General features: G+C 67.5%; 18 protein-coding genes. 12 read left to right on the top strand and 6 right to left on the bottom strand.

The features are described 5' to 3' along the window. Positions 1-169: 169 nt before the first annotated feature. The 6 genes from CDN38_RS02410 (at position 170) to metK (ending at position 5202) form a co-directional block, all read left to right on the top strand. Positions 170-571 carry a DUF4190 domain-containing protein gene (locus tag CDN38_RS02410; protein WP_075511674.1) on the top strand — a complete coding sequence of 134 codons (402 nt, stop codon included), beginning with the start codon at positions 170-172 and terminating at the stop codon, positions 569-571. Between the two features lie 561 nt (positions 572-1132). Further along, positions 1133-1450, top strand: a complete 318-nt coding sequence (gene mihF, locus CDN38_RS02405; protein ID WP_015355818.1) for an integration host factor, actinobacterial type — start codon at positions 1133-1135, stop codon at positions 1448-1450. Positions 1451-1597: 147 nt separating this feature from the next. Next, positions 1598-2191 (top strand): guanylate kinase, encoded by a 594-nt coding sequence (gmk, locus tag CDN38_RS02400; RefSeq protein WP_075511673.1) that lies wholly within the window; start codon positions 1598-1600, stop codon positions 2189-2191. A 73-nt stretch (positions 2192-2264) separates the two neighbouring features. Continuing rightward, positions 2265-2594: a DNA-directed RNA polymerase subunit omega gene (gene rpoZ / locus CDN38_RS02395; RefSeq protein ID WP_075511672.1), complete on the top strand. Its 330-nt coding sequence runs from the start codon at positions 2265-2267 to the stop codon at positions 2592-2594. A gap of 16 nt (positions 2595-2610) precedes the next feature. After that, a complete protein-coding gene (gene coaBC, locus CDN38_RS02390) occupies positions 2611-3864 on the top strand; it encodes a bifunctional phosphopantothenoylcysteine decarboxylase/phosphopantothenate--cysteine ligase CoaBC (protein WP_075511671.1) in 1254 nt (417 codons plus the stop codon). A gap of 126 nt (positions 3865-3990) precedes the next feature. Continuing rightward, complete coding sequence (gene metK / locus CDN38_RS02385) at positions 3991-5202, top strand: methionine adenosyltransferase (protein WP_075511670.1); 1212 nt, start codon at positions 3991-3993, stop codon at positions 5200-5202. 83 nt (positions 5203-5285) lie between these two features. Here metK and CDN38_RS02380 read toward each other — a convergent pair whose 3' ends face one another. The 3 genes from CDN38_RS02380 to CDN38_RS02370 are packed head-to-tail and all read right to left on the bottom strand — an operon-like array spanning position 5286 to position 8759. Further along, a complete protein-coding gene (locus CDN38_RS02380; protein WP_408633054.1) occupies positions 5286-5852 on the bottom strand; it encodes a pyridoxamine 5'-phosphate oxidase family protein in 567 nt (188 codons plus the stop codon). Positions 5853-5892: 40 nt separating this feature from the next. After that, positions 5893-7371 carry a flavin-containing monooxygenase gene (locus tag CDN38_RS02375; protein WP_075511668.1) on the bottom strand — a complete coding sequence of 493 codons (1479 nt, stop codon included), beginning with the start codon at positions 7369-7371 and terminating at the stop codon, positions 5893-5895. Continuing rightward, positions 7368-8759 carry a cytochrome P450 gene (locus tag CDN38_RS02370; RefSeq protein ID WP_075511667.1) on the bottom strand — a complete coding sequence of 464 codons (1392 nt, stop codon included), beginning with the start codon at positions 8757-8759 and terminating at the stop codon, positions 7368-7370. Before CDN38_RS02370 ends, CDN38_RS02375 begins: the two co-directional genes overlap by 4 nt. Positions 8760-8834: 75 nt before the next feature. Here CDN38_RS02370 and CDN38_RS02365 point away from each other — a divergent pair, with 75 nt between their 5' ends. Beyond that, positions 8835-9863, top strand: coding sequence for an AraC family transcriptional regulator (locus tag CDN38_RS02365; RefSeq protein ID WP_075511666.1), 1029 nt, complete (start codon positions 8835-8837; stop codon positions 9861-9863). 14 nt (positions 9864-9877) lie between these two features. Here the strand turns inward: CDN38_RS02365 and lipI are convergent, their stop codons facing one another. Next, complete coding sequence (gene lipI, locus CDN38_RS02360) at positions 9878-10843, bottom strand: esterase LipI (protein WP_075511665.1); 966 nt, start codon at positions 10841-10843, stop codon at positions 9878-9880. Between lipI and CDN38_RS02355 the strand changes: the two genes are divergently transcribed. Both CDN38_RS02355 and CDN38_RS02350 read left to right on the top strand, forming a co-directional pair. Further along, positions 10842-11579, top strand: coding sequence for a lysoplasmalogenase (locus tag CDN38_RS02355; protein ID WP_075511664.1), 738 nt, complete (start codon positions 10842-10844; stop codon positions 11577-11579). The genes lipI and CDN38_RS02355 overlap by 2 nt on opposite strands. Positions 11580-11655: 76 nt before the next feature. Continuing rightward, positions 11656-13614: a primosomal protein N' gene (locus CDN38_RS02350; protein WP_075511679.1), complete on the top strand. Its 1959-nt coding sequence runs from the start codon at positions 11656-11658 to the stop codon at positions 13612-13614. 159 nt (positions 13615-13773) lie between these two features. On the opposite strand, the gene CDN38_RS02345 is transcribed toward CDN38_RS02350, so the two are convergent. Further along, positions 13774-14223: a class I SAM-dependent methyltransferase gene (locus CDN38_RS02345; RefSeq protein ID WP_233027093.1), complete on the bottom strand. Its 450-nt coding sequence runs from the start codon at positions 14221-14223 to the stop codon at positions 13774-13776. Positions 14224-14449: 226 nt separating this feature from the next. On the opposite strand from CDN38_RS02345, the gene CDN38_RS02340 reads away from it, so the two are divergent. Beyond that, the gene (locus CDN38_RS02340) at positions 14450-14935 is read left to right on the top strand and encodes a MarR family transcriptional regulator (protein ID WP_408633030.1); all 486 of its coding nucleotides are present in this window, start codon (positions 14450-14452) and stop codon (positions 14933-14935) included. A 66-nt stretch (positions 14936-15001) separates the two neighbouring features. Here CDN38_RS02340 and CDN38_RS02335 read toward each other — a convergent pair whose 3' ends face one another. Then, positions 15002-15826 carry a class I SAM-dependent methyltransferase gene (locus CDN38_RS02335; RefSeq protein ID WP_075511663.1) on the bottom strand — a complete coding sequence of 275 codons (825 nt, stop codon included), beginning with the start codon at positions 15824-15826 and terminating at the stop codon, positions 15002-15004. Positions 15827-16024: 198 nt separating this feature from the next. On the opposite strand from CDN38_RS02335, the gene fmt reads away from it, so the two are divergent. Together fmt and CDN38_RS02325 are read left to right on the top strand one after the other, a co-directional pair. After that, on the top strand, positions 16025-16963 hold the full coding sequence (gene fmt / locus CDN38_RS02330; protein ID WP_075511662.1) for a methionyl-tRNA formyltransferase: 939 nt from the start codon (positions 16025-16027) through the stop codon (positions 16961-16963). After that, entirely contained in the window at positions 16960-18354 is a 1395-nt protein-coding gene (locus tag CDN38_RS02325; protein ID WP_099318759.1) for an RsmB/NOP family class I SAM-dependent RNA methyltransferase, read from the top strand. The genes fmt and CDN38_RS02325 overlap by 4 nt, the downstream gene beginning before the upstream one ends. Positions 18355-18388 lie beyond the last annotated feature (34 nt).

Below are 18388 nucleotides of genomic sequence, written 5' to 3'. Positions count from 1 at the left end.
GCCCTGGAAAACCTCAGTCGCACAACACTATTGGCCGCCTAGACGCCAAATCGAGCCCAAGTACGTCAAACTTGACTCAAAATTCCGGCTGTGCCGGATCTAGCGAAGCTAGGCCGACTCGAACGCACCCAATGTGTTCGACGCGCTTGAGGATGCAGGAAAGCACCGAATGGTTCAGGTGATGTATCCGCACCCCTCGAGTGAACCCAAGCAACCACCCGGCGGTTCGCAGTGGAACCCGCCGCCACCGTGTTACGCGCCGGCGCCTGCCGCCAATGGGATGGCGATCGCCGCACTTGTCTGCGCGCTGTCGTTCCCACCATCGGGGATCATCTTCGGGCACATCGCGCGAGCACAGATCAAGCGCAGCAGCGAAGGCGGACGCCCGATGGCCACCGCGGGATTGATCCTCGGTTACGTCTTCACCATCGTTTCGATCGTCATCGTGGTCATAGCCGTCGCTATCGTGCTTAACGCGCAAAACGTCGACCATCCCACGCATCTGCCGGCGACCATCATCGACCCGCCGTCGGCGTTCTCGCACCCCTCCAGCAACTTCACCCCGCGCTGAAGTGCACGCCGCCCACGGATACGTCGCTCCCGATCGATAGCGCACGCATGCCTTGCCGAGGTTGCCGTGGTGGCTGTGTTCTGGGCCTGGGATTCAAGGGGTCGCGACCATGGCGGCAATCTGGACGCGACCAAGGCCCGCGGCCGGGGGATAGCGCAGCCGCCTCCGCGGCGCGACATGTTGAAAGTAGCGAGACACGCGCGACTCGTCACCGAAAATGCGTGATCCACGGCACTATGCTTCGTTGATGCCGGCGGCGGCGAGCCCCGGCTGCCTGACGGTAATGGTTGATCAGCGCATCCGCTACCGAAAACCGCTGCTAGAGGGGTTATCACAGTGAGAAGCCTCAAGATCTGGCCGGTCCTCCAGCCGGGGTCCCGGGCCTGCCCGGCGGACCTGTGAGTCGCCTTGCAAGTTGGGTCCACGCTGGGCATTCGTCGCCGTAACCAGGGGGTCGGGTTAGATTTCGTCAGACAGCGTGAGTACGGTCGTCTGCGCTGGCTGGAATACCCGGCCAAGACAAATGAAGATCGATTGATATCGATGAGAGACGGAGGAATCGTGGCCCTTCCCCAGTTGACCGACGAGCAGCGCGCGGCCGCGTTGGAGAAGGCTGCTGCCGCACGTCGAGCGCGAGCAGAGCTCAAGGACCGGCTCAAGCGTGGCGGCACCAACCTCACCCAGGTGCTCAAGGACGCCGAAACCGACGAAGTCCTGGGCAAGATGAAGGTATCCGCGCTGCTTGAGGCGTTGCCGAAGGTGGGCAAGGTCAAGGCGCAGGAAATCATGACCGAGCTGGAGATCGCGCCGACTCGCCGCCTGCGTGGTCTGGGCGACCGTCAGCGCAAGGCCTTGCTGGAAAAATTCGGCTCCGCCTAGCCCAACCCCCCGCCGACGATGCAGGCCGGAGGGCCTGAGGTGGGTGTTCCGCCCGCGTGCGGGGGCGAGGCGGGCCGCCCGGCCCGACGCCCGGGAATGCAGTCCGAACGGCCTGTACCGGGTGCCGGTCCAGGGGCATCAGCATCAGTGAGTGCCGGCGAGGGACCGGGCACAGGACGCGTCGTCGTGTTGTCCGGTCCCTCCGCGGTCGGCAAGTCGACCGTGGTCCGGTGCCTGCGTGAGCGGATCCCGAACCTGCACTTCAGCGTCTCGGCCACGACGCGGGTGCCACGCCCGGGTGAGGTCGACGGCGTCGACTACCACTTCGTCAGCCCCGCCCGTTTCCAGCAACTGATCGACGGCGGCGAGCTGCTGGAATGGGCCGAGATCCACGGCGGCCTGCACCGGTCGGGCACACTGGCCAAGCCGGTGCGGCAAGCCGCCGCGTCAGGTGAGCCGGTTCTGATCGAGGTCGACCTCGCCGGGGCCAGGGCGATCAAGAAGGCGATGCCCGAGGCCATCACCGTGTTTCTGGCGCCGCCCAGCTGGGAAGACCTGGAGGCCAGACTGGTCGGCCGGGGCACCGAAACGCCGGAGGTCATCAGCCGCCGCTTGGACACCGCGCGCATCGAATTGGCAGCCCAAAACGACTTCGACAAGGTCGTGGTGAACCGTCGATTGGAGTCTGCGTGCGCCGAATTGGTATCCTTGCTGGTTAGTGCTATGCCCGGCTTTGCATGAGTCCCAGCCGGGTTTGAGAATCGAGATTTTTGCCGCTTTCGCACCGCTCTACGCCGCCAGGAGAAAGTCTTTCGTGAGCATTCCGCAGTCAGACGCGCCGCTAGCCGGTTCCGCCTCGGATCAGTTCGATCCGGCATCCGCAGGAGTTGGGGCCTACGACACCCCGCTCGGCATCACCAACCCGCCCATCGACGAGTTGCTGGACCGCGTCTCGAGCAAATACGCGCTGGTGATTTACGCGGCGAAGCGCGCCCGGCAGATCAACGACTACTACAACCAGCTCGGCGAGGGCATCCTCGAATACGTGGGTCCGTTGGTCGAGCCCGGGTTGCAGGAAAAGCCGCTCTCCATCGCCCTGCGCGAGATCCACGCCGATCTGCTCGAGCACACCGAGGGCGAGTAACAGGGCCGGGCCCCGGATGGACCGAAAGCGGATCCCCAAACAGGTCATAGTCGGCGTCTCCGGTGGTATCGCCGCCTACAAGGCCTGCACAGTCGTTCGCCAGCTCGCCGAGGCCGGGCATCATGTCCGGGTCATCCCCACCGAATCCGCGCTGCGCTTTGTCGGGGCGGCGACCTTCGAGGCGCTCTCCGGTCAGCCGGTGCGCACCGACGTTTTCGACGACGTGCCCGCTGTCCCACACGTTCACCTGGGACAGCAGGCCGACCTCGTCGTCGTCGCACCGGCCACCGCCGACCTGCTGGCCCGGGCGGTGCACGGCCGCGCCGACGACCTGCTGACCGCGACTCTGCTCACGGCGCGATGTCCGGTGCTGTTCGCGCCGGCGATGCACACCGAGATGTGGTTGCACCCGGCCACCGTCGACAACGTCGCCACCCTGCGCCGCCGCGGTGCGGTGGTGCTCGAACCCGCATTCGGGCGTCTCACCGGCAGTGACAGCGGCCCGGGACGATTGCCCGAGGCCGAGGAGATCACCACTTTTGCCCAGCTGCTGCTGGAGCGGCACGACGCCCTGCAGTACGACCTTGCCGGCCGCAAACTCCTGGTGACCGCCGGCGGCACCCGCGAGCCGATCGACCCGGTGCGCTTCATCGGCAACCGCAGCTCCGGCAAGCAGGGATATGCCGTCGCGCGGGTCGCCGCCCAGCGCGGCGCCGAGGTCACGCTGATCGCCGGACATACGGCCGGGCTCATCGACCCTGCCGGTGTCAACGTGGTGCGCGTGAGCTCGGCGCAGCAACTCGGCGACGCGGTGTCCAAGCACGCACCCGAGGTCGACGTGCTGGTCATGGCGGCGGCCGTCGCCGACTTCCGGCCCGCGCAGGTATCGGCAGCCAAGATCAAGAAAGGTTCCGACGGGCCGCCGACGATCGAATTGGTGCGCAACGACGACGTCCTGGCCGGCGTGGTGCGCGCCCGCGAGCACGGGCAGTTACCCAAAATGCGGGCCATTGTGGGGTTCGCCGCCGAGACCGGTGACGCCAATGGCGATGTGCTGTTTCACGCCCGGGAAAAGCTGCAGCGCAAGGGCTGCGATCTGCTGGTCGTCAACGCGGTCGGTGACGGCCGGGCCTTCGAGGTGGACAACAACGATGGCTGGCTGCTGGCTTCCGACGGAACCGAGTCGGCGCTGCAGCACGGTTCCAAGACGCTGATGGCCAGTCGTATCGTTGACGCGATCGTCGCGTTTTTGCATGGCTGTACCGGGTAGCGGATCGGCGGGTGGAGGCCTGTACGGCTGCTGGAGAGGTGCTGGACGATCCCTTGCCCGAGTGGACGAACTGAAATTGTTGCCGGAGGATATAATTCGGCTAACTAATTATTGGAAGGACGCAGAGTGAGCGAAAAGGGTCGGCTGTTTACCAGTGAGTCGGTGACCGAGGGACATCCCGACAAGATCTGTGATGCGATCAGCGACTCGGTCCTCGACGCGCTTCTGGCGGAGGATCCCCGCTCACGTGTCGCGGTCGAGACGTTGGTGACCACCGGGCAGGTGCACGTGGTGGGCGAGGTGACCACCTCGGCGAAAGCGGCGTTCGCCGACATCACCAACACCGTGCGGGCCCGGATCCTTCAGATCGGCTACGACTCGTCGGACAAGGGCTTCGACGGGGCATCGTGTGGTGTCAACATCGGCATCGGTGCGCAGTCTCCCGACATCGCCCGGGGCGTCGACACCGCGCACGAGGCGCGCGTCGAGGGTGCGGCGGACCCGCTGGACGCTCAGGGCGCCGGCGACCAGGGGCTGATGTTCGGCTACGCGATCAACGACACTCCTGAACTGATGCCGCTGCCCATCGCGCTGGCGCACCGGCTGTCGCGGCGGCTGACCGAGGTCCGCAAGAACGGTGTGCTGCCCTACCTGCGCCCTGATGGCAAGACGCAGGTCACCATCGCCTACGAGGACAACGTCCCGGTGCGGCTGGACACCGTGGTGATCTCCACGCAGCACGCCGCCGACATCGACCTGGAGAAGACGCTGGATCCGGACATCCGCCAGCAGGTGCTCACGAGTGTGCTCGACGAGTTGGCCCACCAGACGCTGGATGCCTCGCAGGTGCGGGTGCTGGTGAACCCGACCGGCAAGTTCGTGCTCGGCGGGCCCATGGGTGACGCCGGACTGACCGGCCGCAAGATCATCGTCGACACCTATGGCGGCTGGGCCCGCCACGGCGGTGGCGCGTTTTCCGGCAAGGACCCGTCCAAGGTGGACCGGTCGGCGGCGTATGCGATGCGCTGGGTGGCCAAGAACGTCGTCGCGGCCGGGCTGGCGGAGCGGGTGGAGGTGCAGGTGGCCTACGCCATCGGCAAAGCCGCCCCGGTGGGCTTGTTCGTCGAGACGTTCGGCACCGAGACGGTCGACCCGGTCAAGATCGAGAAGGCCATCGGTGAGGTGTTCGATCTGCGGCCCGGGGCGATCATCCGTGACCTGGACCTGCTGCGCCCGATCTATGCGCCGACGGCTGCCTACGGACACTTCGGCCGCACCGATATCGAACTGCCGTGGGAGCAGCTCAACAAGGTCGACGACCTCAAGCGCGCCATCTAGTTCCCGGCGCGAGCAGACACAGAATCGCATCGCGGGGCGCCCCCGCGTGCGATTCTGTGTCTGCTCGCGAACCGGCGAGCCGCTCAGTGTTCGGCGCTGGGCGGCATCGGGTGATCGGGCTCCAGCCCGGGCAGGCCGTCGATGCTGTGCTGATTGCGCTCGACCAGGCGGACGTAGGCTTCCTCGGTTGCCTTGGCGTGATGGGCGTCGAGCACCGGCCGTTCGTCGACGAGTTCGTAGTAGGGGACTGCGAACCCGCATGCATCGGCGATTCTGTCGACATCGACGACGATCGCGGCCCTGGTTCCCGCATGAAGATTCGGGAAATGTGCTCGGAGACTGTCGAATTCGGCGTCGTCGGGGCGTACCATTCGTCCGGCGCCGAACAGTCGCAGGATCCGCGAGTTGCGGGTGAACGAGCAGAACATGATGGTGATCCGGCCGTTGTCGCGCAGGTGGGCGATTGTTTCGGTGCCGCTGCCGAACAAGTCGATATAGGCGAAGGTGTGGTCGTCGAGCACCGCGAAGGTGTCGCGGTATCCCTTGGGGGAGAGGTTGACTCGTCCGCCGTCCGACGGCGCGGTGGCAACGAAGAACATGGCCTGCTTGCCGATGAACTCTCGGAGCGACTCGTCGATATGCGAATACATCTTGGCCACAGATGTCGAGCCTACACGAGAGCCGGTGAAGCTAGCTGGTGAAGCGGTAGTCGTCGAGATCGAAGCGGCGACTGCGCCAGTAGGCCTGCATGGTCGTCGTCGGGCGCAACGGCACGTCGCCGTTCTTGTCGAAGTAGTAGCTGTTGGCCAGCCGGCAGCTGTCCTGCCAGAAGACCTGGCGGTGCCGGCGGCGCATCACCTCGGCGAAATAGCGGGCGTTGGCTTCCTCGGTCACTTCGACACGGGTCGCGCCGTCTCGTCGGGCTCGCTTGAGGCACCGCAGGATGTGGTGGGTCTGCGCCTCGATGAGCGCGAAATACGACGAGCCGACATAGCCGTAGGGGCCGAACACCGTGAAGAAGTTGGGGTAACCGGGGACGCTGACGCCCTCGTAAGCCTGAGTCCGGTGTTCGTCCCAGAACCGGCTCAAGGACCGGCCGCCGCGCCCCATCACCGGGTAGGTGAGCACGTCGTCGGTGTCGAGCACTTTGAAGCCGGTCGCCAGGATCAGCACGTCGATCTCATGGTCGACGCCGTCGGTGGTGGCCACCGCCGACGGGGTGATCTTGTCGATTGCTTCGGTGACCAACTGGACGTTGTCGCGGTTGAAGGTGGACAGGTAGCTGTTGTGGAAGCCCGGCCGTTTGCAGCCCACCGCGTAGCGCGGCGTGAGTTGGTCGCGTACCACCGGGTCTTGCACCTGCTGGCGCAGATACCGCCGTCCCAGTACCGCGCTCCATCGGGCCAGCGGAAACACCGTGAAGTAGTGCGCAGAGATCGGGAAGGTCGCTTCCACGAAGGCCTGGCTGAGCCACCGCTGGACGGCTTTGCCGCCGGGAATGCGCATCGCCCAGCGCGCCGCCGCCGGCAGCGGCACGTCGAATTTCGGGAAGCACCAGATCGGCGTTCGCTGAAAAACGGTGAGGTGTTTGACAATTGGTGCGATCTCCGGGATGACTTGGACCGCCGACGCGCCGGTGCCGATGATCCCGACGCGCTTACCGGTCAGGTCTTGGCTGTGGTCCCATCGCGCGGTGTGCATGGTGGCGCCGTCGAACGAGTCCACCCCGTCGATGTCGGGCAGTTTCGGCACGGTCAGCACGCCGCTGGCGTTGATCACGAACCTGGCGGTCACCACACCGCCGGGGTCCGTCTGGACCTGCCACAGACGCCGCTCGTCGTCGTATTCGGCGGCCTGCACCTTGGTGTTGAAGCGGATGCGCGACCGGATTCCGTATTTGTCGACGCAGTGCTCGGCGTATGCCCGAAGTTCGCGGCCGGGTGCGTAGGTGCGCGACCAGCGCTCGCTCTGCTCGAATGAGAACTGGTAGGAAAACGACGGAATATCCACGGCGATACCGGGATAGGTATTCCAGTACCAGGTTCCGCCGACTCCGTCGCCGGCTTCGATCAGCAGATAGTCGTGGAACCCGGCCCGGTCGAGTTCGATCGCCGCGCCGATCCCGGAGAATCCGGCGCCGACGATCAGTATCTGGTAGTCGGGCTTCATGAGCGCTCGCTTCCGATGAGGTGCAGCCCGTGCTTGGGTCGCAGGGTCAGTGTCGCCTCGGGTTCGACAGGGTAGTGCGGTGCGAGGTCAAAGACAAAGCGCTGACTCATGATTGCCGCGATCAATACCATTTCCATCAGGGCGAAGCTCTGTCCGATGCAGATGCGCCGGCCGCCTCCGAACGGCAGATAGGCCGAGCGGGGACGGTCCTTGGCGCCGCTGCCCAGAAACCGGCCGGGATCGAATTTCTCCGGTTCGGGCCACCAGTGCGGGTCGTGGTGGATGTGGTGGATCGGGATGACGACGGTGGTTCCGCGGCGGATGTGGTGCCCGTCGATGACGTCGTCCGCGACGGCCTTGCGGGCCAGCACCCACACCGAGGAGAAGTAGCGCTGCGATTCCTGCAAGCAGGCCGTCGTCCACGGCAGCTTGCCCAGGTCGTCTGCGGTCGGCCGGCTGGTCCCCAGCACGCCGTCGACCTCGGCGAGCATCCGGCCACGGGCATCGGGGTGCAGCGCCATCAGATACCAGAACCACGACATCGCGTTCGCGGTGGTTTCGTGACCGGCGAGCATGAAGGTCAGCGCCTCGTCGCGGACCCGCTGGCGCGGCCAGTTTCCGCCGTCGGCGTGCAGCAGCACGTTCAGCAGGTCTTCGGAGTGCGTCGGATGGGCCAGCCGGTCGTCGATCACCGCGTTGACCGCGGCGTCGAGCGCCAGCGTGATGTCCTGCATCTCCCGTAACGGCGGCGGCAGCCGGACGCCGGAAAAAGTGCACCAGATCAGCGCGTCGTAGACCGGACGCGGCATCAGCCCCCACAACCCCAGACGCTCCAGCTTCTCGGCCCGGCGCAGCCCGCGGGTCGCCAGGTCATTCATGCTGTGCACCAGCGGCCCGAAGTCCTGGCTGAACAGGGCATTGGCGACCACGCGCAGGGTTGCCCGGACCATCGTCTCGTGCATGTCGAACGGCGTGGAGGACACCACTGCGGCGGTGACGTCTTCGATCGGGTCGATCATCAAGTCGACGAGGCCGTTGAGGTGCCGCCGGGCGAACGTCGGGTTCAGCACGCCGCGGTGCGCGGCCCACGAGTCGCCCTCATCGGTGAGCAGGTTGATGCCGGCAGCCGCGCGGATCGGCTCGTATTCGTCGGACTTGACGTATTTCAGCCGCGCCTCGTGTAACACGTGGTCGATATAGCCTGGATGCGTGATAGAAACGAAACGTCTTCCAGCACAACGGAATCGAGTGATGTCATTGCCGCGTACCCGGCCCAGGAAGCCGTCGCCGGCATCGAAGCCGACGGTGAGGGCCTCGCGCGTCATCGTCCAGGTGCTCAGACGTCTGGCCGGTCGGTTCACGGGGCGGTCGGCGATCACACTGGCCATGTGGTCACTGTATGGGCGACGCCGGCCGCCGGTAATGAGACTATGGGACAAAGAGTTGGGAATTTAGGACAGATCATGGAACATGCGCAGCCCGAGGTGAGTCACGGGGTCTATGCGACCCGGGTACTCTGCGAGGTGGCCAACGAGCACGGGGTGCCCACCAGCGATGTGCTTGCCGGCACCGCGATCGGCCCGGCGGATCTCGATGATCCCGATGCCGTCATCAGCGCCGGCGACGAGATCCTTGCCGTCCGCCGGTTGCTGGCCCGGTTGCCGGACCATGCCGGGATCGGGGTCGACGTGGGAAGCCGGTTCACGCTGACCCATTTGGGACTGTTCGGTTTCGCGGTGATGTCTTGTGCCACCTTGCGCGAACTCTTCAACATCGCGATGCGCTACTTTGCGCTGACGATGTTGCACATCGACGTCCGGTTGTTCGAAACCGCCGGCGGCTGTTTGCTCGAGCTGGACGCCGGTCACTTGCCGGTTGACGTGCAGCAGTTTTTCATCGAACGCGACATCGCCGGAATCCTAGCCACCACAACAAGTTTCGCATTACCGGTGGCGGCCAAGTATGCCGAGCAGGTGTCGGCGGAAGTGGCGGTCGACGAGGGTTTGCTGCGGCCGCTGCTCGAACTGGTGCCGATTCATCACGTCGCATTCGGCCGGGCCCACAACAGGTTGCACTTCCCGCGTGCCATGTTCGACGAGCCGTTGCCGCAAGCAGATCGGCACACCCTGGAAATGTGTATGGCGCAGTGTGACGTGCTGATGCAGCGCAATGAGCAACGCCAGGGCATCACTGCGTTGGTGCGCACCAAGCTGTTTCGTGATTCCGGACTATTTCCGACGCTGCCCGACGTTGCGGCCGAGCTCGGCCTGCATCCGCGCACCCTACGGCGCCGGCTTGCCGAGGAAGGCACGTCTTTTCGCGCCTTGCTGAACGAGGCGCGCTCCACCGTGGCGGTCGACTTGTTGTGCAATGTCGGTCTGACCACCGAAGAGGTGTCCAGGCGGCTGGGCTATACCGAGGTCTCGACGTTCTCGCACGCCTTCAAACGGTGGTACGGCGTGGCACCCAGCGGGTATCCACAGCGAAACTAGCTAGGACGCGGCAGCTACCCGTGCAACGCCTCGCGCAACGCCGTCAGCCCGCGATCCATCGCGGCGGTGGCCGCCGGCACCACACCGGCGTAGCCGACGTAGCCATGCACCATCGTCTCGGCATTGTGCACCTCGACGGGGACGCCGGCGGCACTCAGCAGGTCGCCATAGCGGATGCCGTCGTCACGCAGCGGGTCGTATCCGGCGACCCCGATGTAGGCCGGCGGCAGGCCGGCCAGGTTCTGCGCCCGGCCCGGAGCCATTCCCGGCGGCGGGTCGGACAAGTCGATTCCGCCTGCGTACCAACGAGAGAACGCGGCCACCGCCTTGGCGTCCAGGATCTGCGCAGTGGCGTTCTCGGTGAACGACGGCAGCGACTGGTCCCACATCGTGGAGGGATACCACAACAGCTGGAAAGCCAGGTTCGGTCCGGCATTGTCACGAGCTTGCTGAGCCATCACCGCGGCGATGGTGCCGCCCGCCGAATCTCCGGCGACCGCCAGCCGGGTGCTGTCGGCCTCGATGTCGGCAGCCCGTTCGGCGGCCCATAATGTTGCGGCCCAGGCGTCTTCGACGGCGGCGGGATAGGGATGCTCGGGCGCCAGTCGGTAGTCGACCGACACGATCACCGCGCCGGCACCCACGGCATGGTGACGGCAGGTGCCGTCATGGGTGTCGAGATCGCCCATCACGAAACCGCCGCCGTGGAAGTACAGCACCACCGGCGGGGCACTGCCTTGAACGGAATCAGGTGGTGGCCAATAGATCCGGATACCGATGCCGCCGGCTGGCCCGTCGATCGACCGGTCTTCGACGCGTAGGTCGGGGTGTACCGGCCGGCGCGGCAAATCACGCATCCGCTGGCGCATGGCGTCGATTCCGTCGTCGGTCGATAGCCGAAAGGGAACCGCATCCAGTACCTTCAGCAGGATGGAGTCGAGAGCGGGTCGTTCGTCGGCGGTCTGGTCCAAGCTGGGCATGCGGGTACCGTACGCATCTCGTCTGGTGGCCGGTGCTTGGGTGGTGGCCGGGTGGGCGGGTCTGGCTTACGGCGTCTACTTGACTGTGATCGCGATGAGCCGCCCGCCGGGCACCGAATTGACCGGACACTGGATTCTGCAGCCCCCATTCAAGGCGTCGATGGCGGTGCTGCTGGCTCTGGCGGCGGTGGCGCACCCGATCGCGCGTGAGCGGCGGTGGCTGGTGCCGGCGCTGCTGTTCTCGGCCGCCGGTGACTGGCTGTTGGCCATCCCGTGGTGGACACAGTCATTCGTCTTCGGACTCGGCTCATTCCTGTTGGCGCACCTGTGTTTTCTGGGCGCAATGCTGCCCCTGGCGCTGGGGCGGGCACCGTCGCGGGCGCGCCTGGCCCCGGTGGTGCTGATGTGTGCGGGGGCGATATCCCTGCTGGTCTGGTTCTGGCCGCACCTGGGCCAGGAGAAGCTGACGGTACCGGTGACTGTCTACATCCTGGTGCTGACGGCGATGGTGTGCACCGCATTTTTGGCGCGCCTGCCGACCATCTGGACGGCCGTCGGAGCGCTGAGTTTCGCGGTATCGGATTCGATGATCGCGATCAGCCGATTCATCCTGGGCAACGAAGCGCTGGCGGTCCCGATCTGGTGGTCGTACGCCGCCGCGGAAATCCTGATCACGGCCGGCTTCTTCTTCGGGCGGGAAATCCCGGATAGCGCCGCTGCGCCGGCTGACAGCTAGCGGATTGTCCAGCAACGTATCTCGCGGTTTCGACCGGACACCCATCCAGATCGAGCCGATCGCCCGAATCCTTCCGATGCTGTCGGTACCGCACCTGGATCGCGAATTCGACTATCTGGTGTCCGCCGAGCAGTCCGACGACGCCCAGCCGGGGGTGCGGGTGCGGGTGCGGTTCCATGGCCGGTTGGTCGACGGGTTCGTCCTGGAGCGCCGCAATGACACCGACCACCAGGGCAAGCTGGGCTGGCTGGATCGGGTGGTGTCGGCCGAACCGGTGCTCACTCCCGAAATCCGCCGGTTGGTCGACGCGGTGGCCGCCCGTTATGCCGGCACCCGGGCTGACGTGTTGCGGCTGGCGATTCCGGCCCGGCACGCGAGAGTGGAACGCGAGCCCGGGCTGATCGCCGACCGGCCCGATCTCGACCCGGTCGACCCGTCGGGCTGGCAGATGTACGGCCGCGGCGGGCAGTTCCTGGCCGCACTCGCCCAGGCTCGGGCCGCGCGCGCGGTCTGGCAGGCGTTGCCGGCGGAGCAGTGGGCGGATCGCTTCGCCGAGGCCGCCGCGCAGGCGGTGCGCGCCGGCCGGGCTGTCCTGGGAATAGTGCCTGATCAGCGTGATCTGGACACGTTGTGGCAGGCCGCGACGGCCCAGATCGACGAGTCCAGCGTGGTGGCGCTGTCGGCCGGCCTGGGACCGGCCGCCCGCTACCGCAGGTGGCTGGCCGCGCTGCGGGGCAGCGCGCGGCTGGTGATCGGCACCCGCAGCGCAGTGTTCGCGCCGCTGACCGACCTGGGGCTGGTCATGGTCTGGGCCGACGGCGACGACAGCCTGGCCGAGCCGCGGGCGCCTTACCCCCACGCTCGGGAGGTGGCGATGCTGCGTGCCCATCAGGCCCGGTGCGCGGCGCTGATCGGCGGCTACGCGCGAACCGCCGAAGCCCACGCCCTGGTGCGCAGCGGCTGGGCTCACGACATCGTCGCCGCGCGGCCCGTGGTGCGTGCACGCAGTCCGCGCATCGTCGCCCTCGACGACAGCGGCTACGCCGAGGAACGCGATCCCGCCGCGCACACCGCCCGACTGCCGTCCATCGCCTTGCGCGCCGCGCGCGCCGCGCTGCAGGCCGCGGTACCGGTCCTGGTTCAGGTGCCTCGCCGCGGCTATGTGCCGTCACTGGCCTGCGGTCGTTGCCGGACGATCGCGCGCTGCCGGCACTGCACCGGCCCGTTGTCGCTGCAGGAGCGCGGCGCCCCCGGCGCGGTGTGTCGCTGGTGCGGTCGCGCCGCACCGGCGCTGCGCTGCGCGCGCTGCGGATCGGATGCGGTGCGTGCCGTCGTGGTCGGGGCCCGGCGGACGGCCGAAGAGCTCGGCCGGGCGTTCCCGGGTACGGCGGTGATCACGTCGTCGGGCGATGCGGTCGTCCCCGAGGTTGCCGCCCGCCCGGCGCTGGTGGTCGCGACCCCCGGAGCCGAACCCCGGGCGTCCGATGGGTACGGGGCGGCGCTGCTGCTGGACACCTGGGCGCTGCTGGGGCGACAGGACCTGCGCGCCGCCGAGGACGCGCTCTCGCGCTGGATGGCGGCGGCGGCGCTGGTGCGGTCGCGGGCTGACGGCGGCGTGGTGATGGTGGTCGCCGAATCAGCCATCCCGACGGTGCAATCCCTGATTCGCTGGGACCCGGTGGGCCACGCCGAGGCCGAGCTGATGGCCCGCAGCGAAGTGGGGCTGCCGCCGAGCGTGCACATCGCGGCTCTCGACGGCACCGCCGAGGCGGTCATGGCGTTGCTTGACCAGGCCGGGCTGCGCGACCCCGAACGCTTCCAAGCGGAGTTGCTCGGCCCGGTCGATCTGCCGTCCGGCGTGCGCCGACCGGCCGGCATCCCCACCGGAGCGCCCGTCACCAGGATGTTGGTTCGGGTTCGCCGTGAGCACGGCCTGGAGCTGGCAGCCTGCCTTCGGCGTGCGGTCTCCGTGCTCAGCGCACGTCAAACCCACGAGCCGGTGCGGGTGCAGATCGACCCGCTGCACATTGGTTAGTTTCCCGCTGTCACCGCTTGCGCGCGGTGAAATCAGGTACTCCCACCCCATCACGCCATCGGTGACGTATTCCCGGCTGAGTTCGCTGAGGTCGGCGTCCAGCTTGGCGACGCGCTCGGTGTCGCCGCCGACGTTGCGGTAGGCGCTGATCGCCGGGCCTTAGTACTCCTTGCGCTCCTTGAAGTACTCGACGCACCCGTCGGGGTGGTTGAACCGGTCCACCCTCAGCGATCCACCCTGCATACGGATGTCGCAGACGTGGTCTGTGAATAGCTCGCTGATATAGTCTTCGCGGCCCCAGCACACCTCGTGGGGCGTCCCCTGCGGCAGGGTCGGTCGGTACGGCCTGATGGTGGAGAGCAATTGGCCGTAAAAGCCGTCCGGTGTCCAGCTGAGCACACTGATTTTGCCGCCGTGCCGGCAAACCAGGGCCAGCTCATCGGCCGTGCGCTGCTGCCGCGGGGTGAACATCGCCCCGACCGTCGAAAGCACCACGTCGAATTCGCCGAAGCCGAACGGCAAGGCTTCCGCGTTGGCTTTGCGCCAGCCAAGTTTCAGCCCCGCTGCCTCCGCGCGCTGCTGAGCGCGGCGCAGCAACTCCGCGGTCATGAGCCATCGGACCTCCTGCCGGCAATGGACAGCTCACGGCGCGACGTCGTCATCGGCGGCGGGCTTGGAGGTTTCGGCAACCCAATCCGATCATGCCCGGAAGAAAATATATATCTGATCAATAATCCATGTCTACGACTATCGGACGCTGTTAGACTTCATTTTGCTGCAGCCCGTATAAGCGCGACGACGAAGTTGACGACCCGGTGGACCGGGGAAGGGGGCCATGATGTCCACGGAGAACGCAACGGCAGCTGAGGAGTCGGTGGATGCGATCACCGATTCGCTACTGACGGCGTCTCGGTTGCTGGTAGCCATCTCGGCCCATTCCATCGCGCAGATCGATGAGACGATCACCATTCCGCAGTTCCGGACCCTGGTGATCCTGTCCAATCGAGGTCCGATCAACTTGGCCACCCTGGCGACCCTGCTGGGCGTGCAACCGTCGGCGACCGGCCGCATGGTCGACCGGCTGGTCGGCGCGGGGATGATCGACCGGCAGCCGCACCCCAACTCGCGGCGCGAACTGCTCGCCGTGCTGACCAAGCGGGGCCGGGATCTGGTCCGCCGGGTCACCGCGCTTCGGCGTGCCGGAATCGCCCGCATCGTCGAGCAAATGCCGCCGGCCGAACGCCATGGGTTGGTGCGTGCCCTGACGGCGTTTACCGCTGCCGGCGGCGAGCCCGACGCGCACGTCGAAATGGAGTTGTAGCACGCCGCAGTACCGGGTCGGGCCGGTCGCCCGGCGGCGGATGGCCCGACCCGGGCCTGATCCGACTCAGATCTTGACTGCGGTGCCGATCAAGACCTCCCAATCCATGACGCCGCCGGTCAGATACTCCGCGGCCAGCTCGACCAGTTGGGCGTCGAGTTCGGCGGCCAGCACCGCGTTGTCGCCAATGTTGGCGTAGGCCTCGATCGTCGGGCCGTAGTGAGTCTTGAAGTAGTCGTGGACGTCCTGCGCGGTGCTGAAACGCGTGACCTTCAACGGCTCGCGACGCGTCTTGACATCGGTGACTCGATCACCCAGCAGGCCGCGGAAGTAGTTTTCCCGGCCCCACAGGGCCGACGGGGGTAACGCCGCCGACAGGCTCGGCCGATACGGCCGGATGGCGGCCAGCATTCGGCCGAAGAATCCTTCCGGGGTCCAGCTGATCACGCCGATGGTTCCGCCCGGCTTGCAGACCCGGACCAACTCGTCTGCCGAGCACTGGTGATCCGGAGCGAACATGACGCCGATCGCCGAGATCACGGCGTCGAACTCGCCCGCGGCGAACGGCAGCGCTTGCGCGTTGGCTTCCTGGTACTCGAGGGTCAGCCCCAACTTCGCGGCGCGTGCCGCAGACCGCTGCAGCAGCTCCGGGGTGAGATCGGTGGAAACGACGGTGGCACCGGCCTTAGCCGCCGGCAGCGAGATGTTGCCGGAACCGGCCGCGACGTCGAGCACCCGCACGCCCGGCCCGATGCCCGCGGCAGCGACCAGGATCGGGCCGAGCGGGGCCATCACCTGCTCGGCCATCAGGGCATAGTCGCCGAGGGCCCACATCGCCCGGTGCGTAGCCGCCAGCGTCGCGTCTTCGCGGATCGGTGTGTCGAGAGTCATGGAGAGCTCCTTTGGGAAGGGGAAGGGCTGCGTTACTTCGACCTCGTCGTCGCTGGCGCGGTGGGAAACTCGGGAAACAGATCATTTCTATAGGACATAATATGCATTAGCAAGGTTATAACTGGCTGAGAATTTGGCGGGTCCGGATTGTGGCCCGCGACACGTCGGTGCGGCTGGCCGGCTACCTAGACTGTTGCGGTGCGCATCGTTTTCGCGGGCACGCCCGAACCCGCGCTGCCGGCACTGCGTCGCCTCATCGACTCGCCCCGTCACGAGGTGGTCGCGGTGCTGACCCGGCCGGACGCCGCATCCGGGCGGCGAGGCAGGCCGGAGCCGTCGCCGGTGGCCCGCGAGGCACTCGATCGCGGCATACCGGTGCTAAGGCCGTCGCGGCCCAACTCGCCGGAATTCGTCGCCGAACTGTCGGCGGTGGCGCCGCAGTGCTGCGCGGTGGTGGCCTACGGGGCGCTGCTGGGCGACGCGCTGCTGGCGATTCCGCCGCGCGGCTGGGTCAACCTGCACTTCTCGCTGCTGCCCGCCTGGCGCGGCGCGGCGCCGGTGCAGGCCGCGATTGCCGCCGGGGACACCATCACCGGCGCCACAACCTTCCAGATCGAGCCCAGTCTGGACTCCGGCCCCGTCTATGGTGTGGTCACCGAAGCCATTCGACCGACCGACACCGCTGGCGATTTGCTCGAGCGACTTGCCGTTTCGGGTGCGTCCCTGCTGTCTGCCACGCTGGACGGCATCGCCGACCAGACGCTGACACCGCGACCACAGCCGGCCGACGGAGTCAGCCTGGCACCGAAGATCACCGTGGAGCAGGCGCGGGTGCGCTGGGAACTTCCGGCGGCGGTCGTCGAACGCCGAATTCGCGCCGTCACCCCCAACCCCGGCGCCTGGACCCTCATCGGCGACCTGCGGGTCAAGCTCGGACCGGTACAGCTCGACAACGCACTAAAACCTCCAGAACCGTTACCGCCCGGCGCTATTCACGCAGACCGCACGAGCGTGTGGATCGGCACCGGCTCCGAACCGGTGCGGCTGGGCCAGATTCAGCCACCGGGCAAGAAGCTCATGGACGCTGCCGACTGGGCGCGCGGTGCCCGGCTCAATCCCGGCGTGCGGGCCTCATGACCGCGAGGCCCCAACGTTCCCGAACCGGCGAACGAGGCCGCCGCCGCCGGCCGCTCGACCCGGCACGCGCCGCGGCGTTCGACGCACTGCGCGCGGTAACCAGCCGGGACGCCTACGCAAACCTGGCGCTGCCCGCGCTGCTACGGGAACGCGGCACCACCGGCCGCGACGCCGCCTTCGCCACCGAGCTGACCTACGGCACCTGCCGGACCAGGGGCCTGCTCGACGCGGTCATCGGTGCGGCAGCCGGACGCGTACCGGAGGCGATCGACCCGGTCCTGCTCGACCTGCTACGGCTGGGCACCTACCAGCTGCTGCGCACCCGAGTCGGCACCCACGCCGCGGTGTCCACCACGGTCGACCAGGCTGGCATCGAATTCGATTCTGCCCGAGCAGGATTCGTCAACGGTGTGCTGCGAACCATCGCCGGCCGCGACGAGCGGAGCTGGGTGGACGAGTTGGCTCCCGACCCGCGCAGCGACCCGATCGGACATGCCGCCTTCGTGCACGCCCACCCACGGTGGATCGCTCAGGCATTCGCCGACGCTCTGGGCGCAGCGGCCGCGGAACTCGACGCGGTGCTGGCCAGTGACGACGAACGCCCGCAGGTGCACCTGGCGGCCCGCCCCGGGGTACTGACCGCCGCCGAACTCGCCGCCGCGGTGGGCGGCACCGTCGGCCGGTACTCGCCGTACGCGGTGTACCTGCCCGGCGGCGACCCGGCACAGCTGGCGCCGGTGCGTGACGGTCACGCCCTGGTCCAGGACGAGGGCAGCCAGCTGGTGGCGCGGGCGCTGACGCTGGCTCCCGTCGACGACGACCGCGGCCGGTGGCTCGATCTGTGCGCCGGACCAGGCGGTAAGACCACGTTGCTGGCCGGCCTCGGCGGGCAATCAGGGGCCCGGGTGACCGCCGTCGAGCCGTTGCCGCAGCGCGCGGGCCTGGTGAGGGCCAACACCGCCGGGCTGCCGGTCGCGGTCGTGCAGGCTGACGGTCGGCACAGCGGGCTCGACCCCGGCTTCGACCGGGTGCTGGTCGATGTCCCGTGCACCGGGCTGGGCGCATTGCGCCGCCGTCCGGAGGCGCGCTGGCGGCGTCAACCGGCCGACGTGCCAGCGCTGGCCAAGCTGCAACGTGAGCTGCTGGCTGCCGCGATCGTGCTGGCCCGGCCCGGTGGCGTGGTGCTGTACGCGACCTGCTCACCGCACCTCGCCGAAACCGTGGGGGTGGTGGCCGACGCCCTGCGCCGGCATCCGGTGGCCGCGCTGGACACCCGGCCGTTGTTCCAACCCGTCACTGAGGGGCTCGGCGACGGACCCTACGTTCAGCTGTGGCCACATCGGCACGGTACCGACGCGATGTTCGCTGCCGCGCTGGGACGGCTCGCGTGACGCGCCGGTGCGCGTCGCACGCCGCGCCGCCGGG

Origin of the sequence: Mycobacterium ostraviense, from assembly GCF_002705925.1 — a bacterium.
Classification (GTDB): domain Bacteria; phylum Actinomycetota; class Actinomycetes; order Mycobacteriales; family Mycobacteriaceae; genus Mycobacterium; species Mycobacterium ostraviense.
This window is presented reverse-complemented; position numbering and strand designations above follow the sequence as displayed.